The 7,234-nt window shown below is 37.7% G+C and carries 7 protein-coding genes; 4 read left to right on the top strand and 3 right to left on the bottom strand.

Annotated elements, in window-relative coordinates:
• The 3 genes from MRT15_RS02990 to MRT15_RS02980 form a co-directional block, all read left to right on the top strand.
• On the top strand, window positions 1–1,813 hold a 1,813-nt coding region (locus MRT15_RS02990), incomplete at its 5' end, for an ASKHA domain-containing protein (RefSeq protein WP_304327778.1).
• A gap of 41 nt (window positions 1,814–1,854) precedes the next feature.
• The gene (locus MRT15_RS02985) at window positions 1,855–2,631 is read left to right on the top strand and encodes an AAA family ATPase (RefSeq protein ID WP_304327777.1); all 777 of its coding nucleotides are present in this window, start codon (window positions 1,855–1,857) and stop codon (window positions 2,629–2,631) included.
• Between the two features lie 18 nt (window positions 2,632–2,649).
• Window positions 2,650–3,273, top strand: coding sequence for a DUF3786 domain-containing protein (locus MRT15_RS02980; RefSeq protein ID WP_304327775.1), 624 nt, complete (start codon window positions 2,650–2,652; stop codon window positions 3,271–3,273).
• 152 nt (window positions 3,274–3,425) lie between these two features.
• Here the strand turns inward: MRT15_RS02980 and MRT15_RS02975 are convergent, their stop codons facing one another.
• Both MRT15_RS02975 and MRT15_RS02970 read right to left on the bottom strand, forming a co-directional pair.
• The gene (locus MRT15_RS02975) at window positions 3,426–3,932 is read right to left on the bottom strand and encodes a MarR family transcriptional regulator (RefSeq protein ID WP_304327773.1); all 507 of its coding nucleotides are present in this window, start codon (window positions 3,930–3,932) and stop codon (window positions 3,426–3,428) included.
• A 34-nt stretch (window positions 3,933–3,966) separates the two neighbouring features.
• A complete protein-coding gene (locus MRT15_RS02970; RefSeq protein ID WP_304327771.1) occupies window positions 3,967–4,512 on the bottom strand; it encodes a hypothetical protein in 546 nt (181 codons plus the stop codon).
• A gap of 45 nt (window positions 4,513–4,557) precedes the next feature.
• Here MRT15_RS02970 and MRT15_RS02965 point away from each other — a divergent pair, with 45 nt between their 5' ends.
• Window positions 4,558–4,902, top strand: a complete 345-nt coding sequence (locus MRT15_RS02965; protein ID WP_304327769.1) for a hypothetical protein — start codon at window positions 4,558–4,560, stop codon at window positions 4,900–4,902.
• Window positions 4,903–5,002: 100 nt separating this feature from the next.
• Here MRT15_RS02965 and MRT15_RS02960 read toward each other — a convergent pair whose 3' ends face one another.
• Window positions 5,003–7,138, bottom strand: coding sequence for a copper-translocating P-type ATPase (locus tag MRT15_RS02960; RefSeq protein ID WP_304327767.1), 2,136 nt, complete (start codon window positions 7,136–7,138; stop codon window positions 5,003–5,005).
• Window positions 7,139–7,234 lie beyond the last annotated feature (96 nt).

Genomic DNA, 7,234 nt, shown 5'->3' with positions numbered 1-7,234 from the left:
ATTCCACGTTAAGAAGGGTTCAACAATACTTGAAGCGCTAAGAGAGAAGGGGATAGGGATTAGGAGTGTATGTGGTGGTAAGGGATTCTGTGGTAAATGTAAAGTTATAGTGACGAGGGGTAATGTTGAACATAGGGTTAGGGATAAAGAAGTAATATCAGTGGAAGAGCTATCCAAGGGATATGTACTCGCATGCCAAGCAAAGATCATAGAGGATATTGAGATAACAATACCGCCTGAAAGCATAATGGGTAAAGCGAAACTCCTAGCAGATTTTATGAGTGAAAGTGTTGAAGTTAAACCATACACGCATAAAATAATTATAAGCAAGGGGAATATACATGAATTAAAGAAGATATTAAGCGAATATAAAGTAGCTTGTGAAGAGAAATGGAGCTTCGAGGAATTATTTGATAAAATATTGGAGGATGGTGCAACTCTAATCGTAAACTCATACCTTAAAGAGATAGTTAAAATCGATTTTGCAAAGAAGGTTGAGAAATTCTATGGTTTAGCTGTAGACGTTGGAACCACAAAGATAGTTGCATCAATAATTGATATGAGCAATGGAAACATCCTAGCAACTGAGTCGGAATTCAATAAACAATTGGTTTATGGAGAAGATTTAATGTCAAGAATATCATATGCAATGGAAATAAAGGATGGTTTAAAGGAGCTTCAAAAAGCAGTTGTGGATACAATAAATGAACTCGTAAAGAGGTTATGTGGGAAACTTGGTGTAAATGCCAATGAAATATGTGAAGTGGCTATTGCTGGAAATACTGTAATGACATATACGACCATAGGGTTGAATCCAAGTCCACTGGTAAAATCATTTAAAGAGAGAGTTAACATTCCAAGAAACCCATATACACTACATGCAAAGGATCTAGGGTTAAAATTGAATGGGAATACACCAATATACGTACTTCCATGTGCAGGTAGATTCTTCGGTGGAGACGTTATAGGAGACATTATAACTTCAAGATTAAGCTTCCAAGAACAACCATCCATACTAATAGACATAGGAACAAACACAGAAGTTGTTATTGGATGTAGAGATTGGGTTTTGGGGACCACAGCTCCAGCTGGACCAGCCTTTGAAGGGTGGGGACTTAAATGTGGTGTAAGGGCCATTGAGGGGGCAATTGAAAGTATAAAGATAGATTCAGAAACATTAAAAGCACATTACAACACAATAGGTGGAGCAAAACCAATTGGAATATGTGGTTCTGGGTACATAGATTTACTAGCAGAACTATTCATAAATGGAGTAATAGATGTGTTTGGCAAATTCAGAAGGGATATAGAATCGCAGTACATTAGATTGGGGGCTGATGGATACGAATATGTAGTTGCATCTAAAGATGAAACTTCAATTGGAAGGGATATAGTGATAACGGAGAAGGACATATACAATCTAATTGACGCGAAATCCTCGGTTTGCGCTGCAATATCAATTCTATTGAAGAAGATGTTGATGAACGTAAACGATGTTAGAAAAGTGTATATATGTGGAGCTTTTGGAAAATACCTAAACGTGAATAATGCCATAGCAATAGGGATGATACCGGAATTCACAAATGCCGAAATAATTTACATTGGGAATGGATCCCTCGGAGGATCATATCTATCATTGATATCAAAGGATTATAGGGAGGAGGCTGAGAGGATTTCAAAGATAGTGGCGATCATAGAATTACTATTAGACCCAGACTTCATGGATGAATATCAAGCTGGATTCGTACTCCCAGGTAAGAGGGAGCTATTCCCAACATGGTGGGAAGCCAGTAGGAAAATACGTCGTAAATAAGTTAAAGAATTTGGAAACGCATACTATTATGGTGTTGAATTATGATAAGACCATTCATAGCCTCAATATCAGGTAAGGGGGGCAGTGGGAAGACAACCCTAACAGCACTACTACTAAAAGTTCTACTTGAAAGTGGTAGCAATGATGATATAATAGTGATAGATGCCGATCCAGCAATGAATCTACACGAATTATTGGGTGTAAACGTTGAGAAAAGTGTTGCAGAGATAGTTGAAGAGTTTAGACGTAAAGTGGATGATGTGGAGGTGGCCGTGGGATTCTCCAAAGACACATTGATAGAATATTGGGTTTATAGGGCAATAGTGGAAGCAAATGGCTTCGACTTCCTATCCATGGGTAGAGGGGAGGGGGAGGGATGCTACTGCTACATAAACGCAGTATTAACAAAAATTACTGGCAAATTAGTAAAGAATTACAGTGTCGTATTAATGGATATGGAAGCTGGATTGGAACATTTAAGTAGAAGGACAGATAGGTATGTGGATACCCTAATAGTAATGGTAGATCCATCAATGATGAGCTTCAAGACAGCTGAAAAAATCAAACAATTGGTAAGGGAAGTAAATATAGAAGCTAAACACATGTATATTGTTGGAAATAGGATACCAAAATCCAGCGAAGGAAAATTGCGTGAATGGTCTGAGAAAGTTGGATATGAATTTGCAGGGATAATACCTGAAGATGAAATGATACTGGAATATAGTGTGAATGGGAAGCCAATACTGGAATTGCCAAGCAACAGTCCAGCAGTAATGGCGGCAAGGGAAATAGCAAGAAATATAAAGTTGATAGATTAATGGGGGATTGATGATCCCATGGCACTCCTCTCATACTGGAAGAATTGGGATAAAGTTAAAGATAATGTCAAAAGTCTTGCTGGGAGATTTGGATTCGAGAAGGGGAGGGAAATCCGCTTCCTAGGATTCAAATTATCATTGGAGGATGGGAAGATATATGATGAAATCCTAAATGAAGAGGTTGAAGATGATAGGAAAGGCGAAATATACTATGTATTATACATACATTCCCAAGCAACAGAAGATGTTGGGGAAATTGGAGAATACGCTTCATTCACAGAATTATTCAAGGCATATGGAGAATACGCTCTAAAACACTGTCCAGCATTTAAGAGTGTATGTAAGGAGTTTGAAGAGGGGTTTGGTAGAAATCCAGAACCACTACGTAAAGTTGCAGAGATATTGGGATGTGAAATTGTAGATTATGGTGATGTGGCATTAAAGATATACGCCCTACCAAAAGTACCAATAATACTGGTAATATGGGTTGGCGATGAGGAAATGCCACCCTCAAGCAACATACTATTCGATAAATCGGCAGTCAACTATATACCGGAATGTGAAGCCCTCGTAAGACTTGCAAAGATAACTGTTGAAAGAGTCTTAAGCATTGCAAAATCACATAAACCCATCAAAACTTAAAATTATCAAAGAAAGTATTATTCCAAAGTAATTATTAATTAAGTAATTTTTGAGGATGATTTTGCAATACTTATTTGTCATTCATCAACTACAATAATGGGCTTTAACCTTTCTCAGGAGAATTAAACAAGCTAAACAGTTGTGAAATTATGCTATTTTGCAGTTCGCATCTCCCTATTAATTTCAATTTTATTCGTCATACCATACCTACGTTTAATTATAAGCCCTTTAGATTCAAGTTCACTTAAAATTCTCGTAACTTTAGCGTTGGAGAACCCACTTTTCTCAACTATCTCGCTCTGCAGAATGCTACCACCGGACTCAACAATTAAGAGGAAAATCTTCTTCTGATCTCCCTCTAAGAGACGTAATGCAAATTTAATGTCGGATTCTATGGAGTTAGAAGGGTTTAATGCTTTCCCCTCCAAACGTGTTGAGAATAGTATGTAGAAGGAGGTCATGCAAACTATAACCGTGGATGCAACAACCACAATAACGTCAATTAGAGTATAAGTCACAAATTCCCTAACCACTATAGGTTGACCCTCACCACTCACAATTATCTGTATAGGTGTTGGATTCAGCAATTTGTTAACTAGAACAAATGAGGATATGAGCAAGAGAATGCTTACAGCCAAATCCTTCAAGTCAATTCTCATAACACCCTTCACCACAAAATTACCGAGAGAAAAATCATGTAGAGGGGGTGACGACCATGAAATTGAAGGCCAAAACACCATCATCACTAGTAAACCCTGAAACCCAAAAATATGATTTACCAACATATGTTGAATCATAACCCATTGGAAACTCCAAATGATAAGTTTCACCATACCTTAAAGCACCAGTCAAGAGGACATATGGTTTAACTGTAAAGTTTATTGGAAGACAGACTTTAACATAATACCAAGATCTAGGTGAAAGCCCAGCAACCTCCACCACACCAAATATGGAAACCGAGTTATTGAAAGATAGTATTTTATAATTGTAGTCTTTAGGGGTGAGTTCAATGATATTTCCATGCTCAGGTTTTGAAGTATCAAGCCTTATTACGGTGAATGTGGAATTAGGATGAGAAATTGAAATGACAACTCTACTAGTCTCAGTATAATTTGAAAGGTTGAGACTAATTGTGAAGGAATGTGAGGGGAATATCTTTAATCCAGCAAAATTGTTCAATACGAAGGAAAATGCGGATACTGTGAGAATTATGAATAGTAAAAGAATTATTCTCCTCAAAAGCTTCACCTAATATACTAACTTACTTGAAAAGCTTTTAAAATTATGCTGAAAAGGATTTCAAGTAAACCAGTACAGGAAACAGGAACTTATCCAATATATGGAACTGTAGAACCAGGATACCTGAATTGTCATGGATACCACTATCTATACACAACTCAACGCATAGATATATCATGTAGATGGAACCCTGCCTACCAGTCGACATACGTTGGGATAGTGTATTGGGCTTATGGACACTTTTACTGTTATAGATGTTATGATGGTTATGCAGAAGTACATATATACCCACCATATGAAGGATGGTACAGTATAGGAATAGGGAACCCTATGGAAAATTCTGAAGCAATAAATTATGATGGATATTACATTTTAAACCCAGCAGAGTAATAAGCTATATTTCAACAATTTCCATAATTTTATTTACATTTTTTTTAATGTGGATTATCATTGAAAACTAAATTGTGAAGTAATTATTGCTTTCTTTAAGTTAAGCCTGGCTTTCATTCTTCAATAGTTTTGAGAAGTATTTTTCTGGGTTTCTCTTAAACTTTTCTTGGCATTCTTGTGAGCAGAAGTATATGGTTATACCTTTGTACTCGATTTTTCCGTAAGCTTGACTTGGATCAACTTCCATCCCGCATACTGGGTCTATAGTGATGTACTTCTCCATATACTCTGGAATTTTCGGCTCATATCTTCTTAGAGTACTACTATTCAATGTAACTATTACATCACTTACCGACATTATTATTGCTCCAATGGCTGGTGGAATTGTTAAGCCTAAGTTTGATAGAACTCCAGCCGCCATGGGTATTGTGATGGCATTGTATCCCGCAGCCCACCATAGGTTTTGAATCATCTTTGAATATGATTTCTTAGCTATTTCGAGTACTTTGACCACCCCCCTAGGATCATTACCCACCAATATTATATTGGCACTCTCAATTGCCACATCAGTTCCAGCTCCAATGGCTATTCCAACTTGAGCTGAAGCCAATGCAGGGGCATCATTTACTCCATCTCCAACCATTGCAACTCTATAACCCATACGCATTAAATCCCTAACTTTTTCAGCCTTTTCATGTGGAAGTACATTTGCAAAGTATCTATCTATGTTAAGCTCTTCAGCAACCCATTTAGCCACATCCTCGGAATCCCCTGTTATCATATAAACGTTTACACCCATATCTTTAAGTGCTTTAACAGCTTCGTAGGATTCAGGTCTTATGACATCTGATAATGTAAATACACCGGCTAAAGCCCCATTAACTACTGTGAATACTAATGTTTCGCCCCTCCCACTAACTTCCTTAACCACATCATCTTTAATTGGAATTTTGAGTTCTTTGATTAGATTCCAACCTCCAACGTAAACTTCCCTACCATCAATTCTACCATAAACCCCCCTACCAGGAATGGATTTAAATTCTTCAACCCTCCTTAAACCTACATCAATTGATTTAGCATACTCGACAATGGCCTTTGCAATTGTATGCTCAGAATTTGATTCTAAACTTGCAGTTAAACTTACAAGTTCATCTAAATCAATATATGGAATAACTCTTGTAACCTTCAATTCACCAAGAGTTAATGTTCCAGTCTTATCAAAAACTACAGTGTCAATGTTCCTTGCAAGTTCAAGAGCCATCCTATCCCTAATTAGAATACCCATCTTCGCAGTTATTGATGTTGTGAGGGCTACCACGAGGGGGATTGCTAAGCCCAATGCATGTGGACAAGCTATCACCAGAACCGTGACCGTTCTCGATAGAGCTGCGTAAACTCCACTTACTGGATACCAGTATAGGAATGTTATTACCCCAGCAGCGAGGGATATGTAGAATAGTAGTGCAGCTGCTTTATCAGCGATATCTTGAATTCTTGTTTTACTTTCTTGAGCTTGCTTAACTAGCCTTATGACTTGCGCTAAGTATGTTTCATCCCCAGACTTATCCACCCTAACCTTTAAAACGCCATCACCATTAATTGAACCGCCAATAACCCTATCACCAACCCCCTTATGGACTGGTTTAGATTCACCTGTCAAGAGAGCTTCATCAACATGACTCTCCCCCTCAACCACAACACCATCACATGGAATCTTCTCACCAGGCTTAACTAGCACAATATCTCCAACTCTCAAATCTGAAACTGAAACATCCTTAACATCACCATCAATAATTAAATGGGCATATTTAGGCATAAGTTTTGCAAGCCCCTCCAAAGCCATGGAAGCACCCATAACACTCCTAGCCTCAACCCAATGCCCTAAAAGCATAATATCAATCAATGTGGCAAGCTCGAGGAAGAATCTTCCACCACTAAAAACAGTTAAAACAGAATATGCAAAGGCTATGGTTATGGCGAAACCCACAAGGGTCATCATACCAGGACGGCGAACCCCAACCTCATAAACCAAACCAGATAGGAATGGAAAACCACCATAAAAGAATATTACTGTGGAAAGCATTAGCGAGAGGAAAGCACCATAAGGGATTGAGAATTCAATACCGAAGAAGCTGTAAATGGATTCTGAGAGGAATAGGAGGGGGATTGTTAGCAAAACAGATAATGTAAACCTCCTCTTAAAATCCATTACATGATGATGGTGATGCCCACACATATTTCTCACAAAGGATTTAAATTAGTTATTATAGGGGTATATATAACTATTGTCATAATACTACAATTTAAAACTTATCAAAATGCTAAGGTTTTG

Source organism: Candidatus Culexarchaeum yellowstonense (genome assembly GCF_024707025.1).
Classification (GTDB): domain Archaea; phylum Thermoproteota; class Methanomethylicia; order Culexarchaeales; family Culexarchaeaceae; genus Culexarchaeum.
This window is presented reverse-complemented; position numbering and strand designations above follow the sequence as displayed.

Coding starts and splice junctions, on each gene's coding strand:
- MRT15_RS02985 (WP_304327777.1), top strand. CDS start 1,855: ATGATAAGACCATTCATAGCCTCAATATCAGGTAAGGGGGGCAGTGGG.
- MRT15_RS02980 (WP_304327775.1), top strand. CDS start 2,650: ATGGCACTCCTCTCATACTGGAAGAATTGGGATAAAGTTAAAGATAAT.
- MRT15_RS02975 (WP_304327773.1), bottom strand. CDS start 3,932: ATGAGAATTGACTTGAAGGATTTGGCTGTAAGCATTCTCTTGCTCATA.
- MRT15_RS02965 (WP_304327769.1), top strand. CDS start 4,558: ATGCTGAAAAGGATTTCAAGTAAACCAGTACAGGAAACAGGAACTTAT.
- MRT15_RS02960 (WP_304327767.1), bottom strand. CDS start 7,138: ATGTGTGGGCATCACCATCATCATGTAATGGATTTTAAGAGGAGGTTT.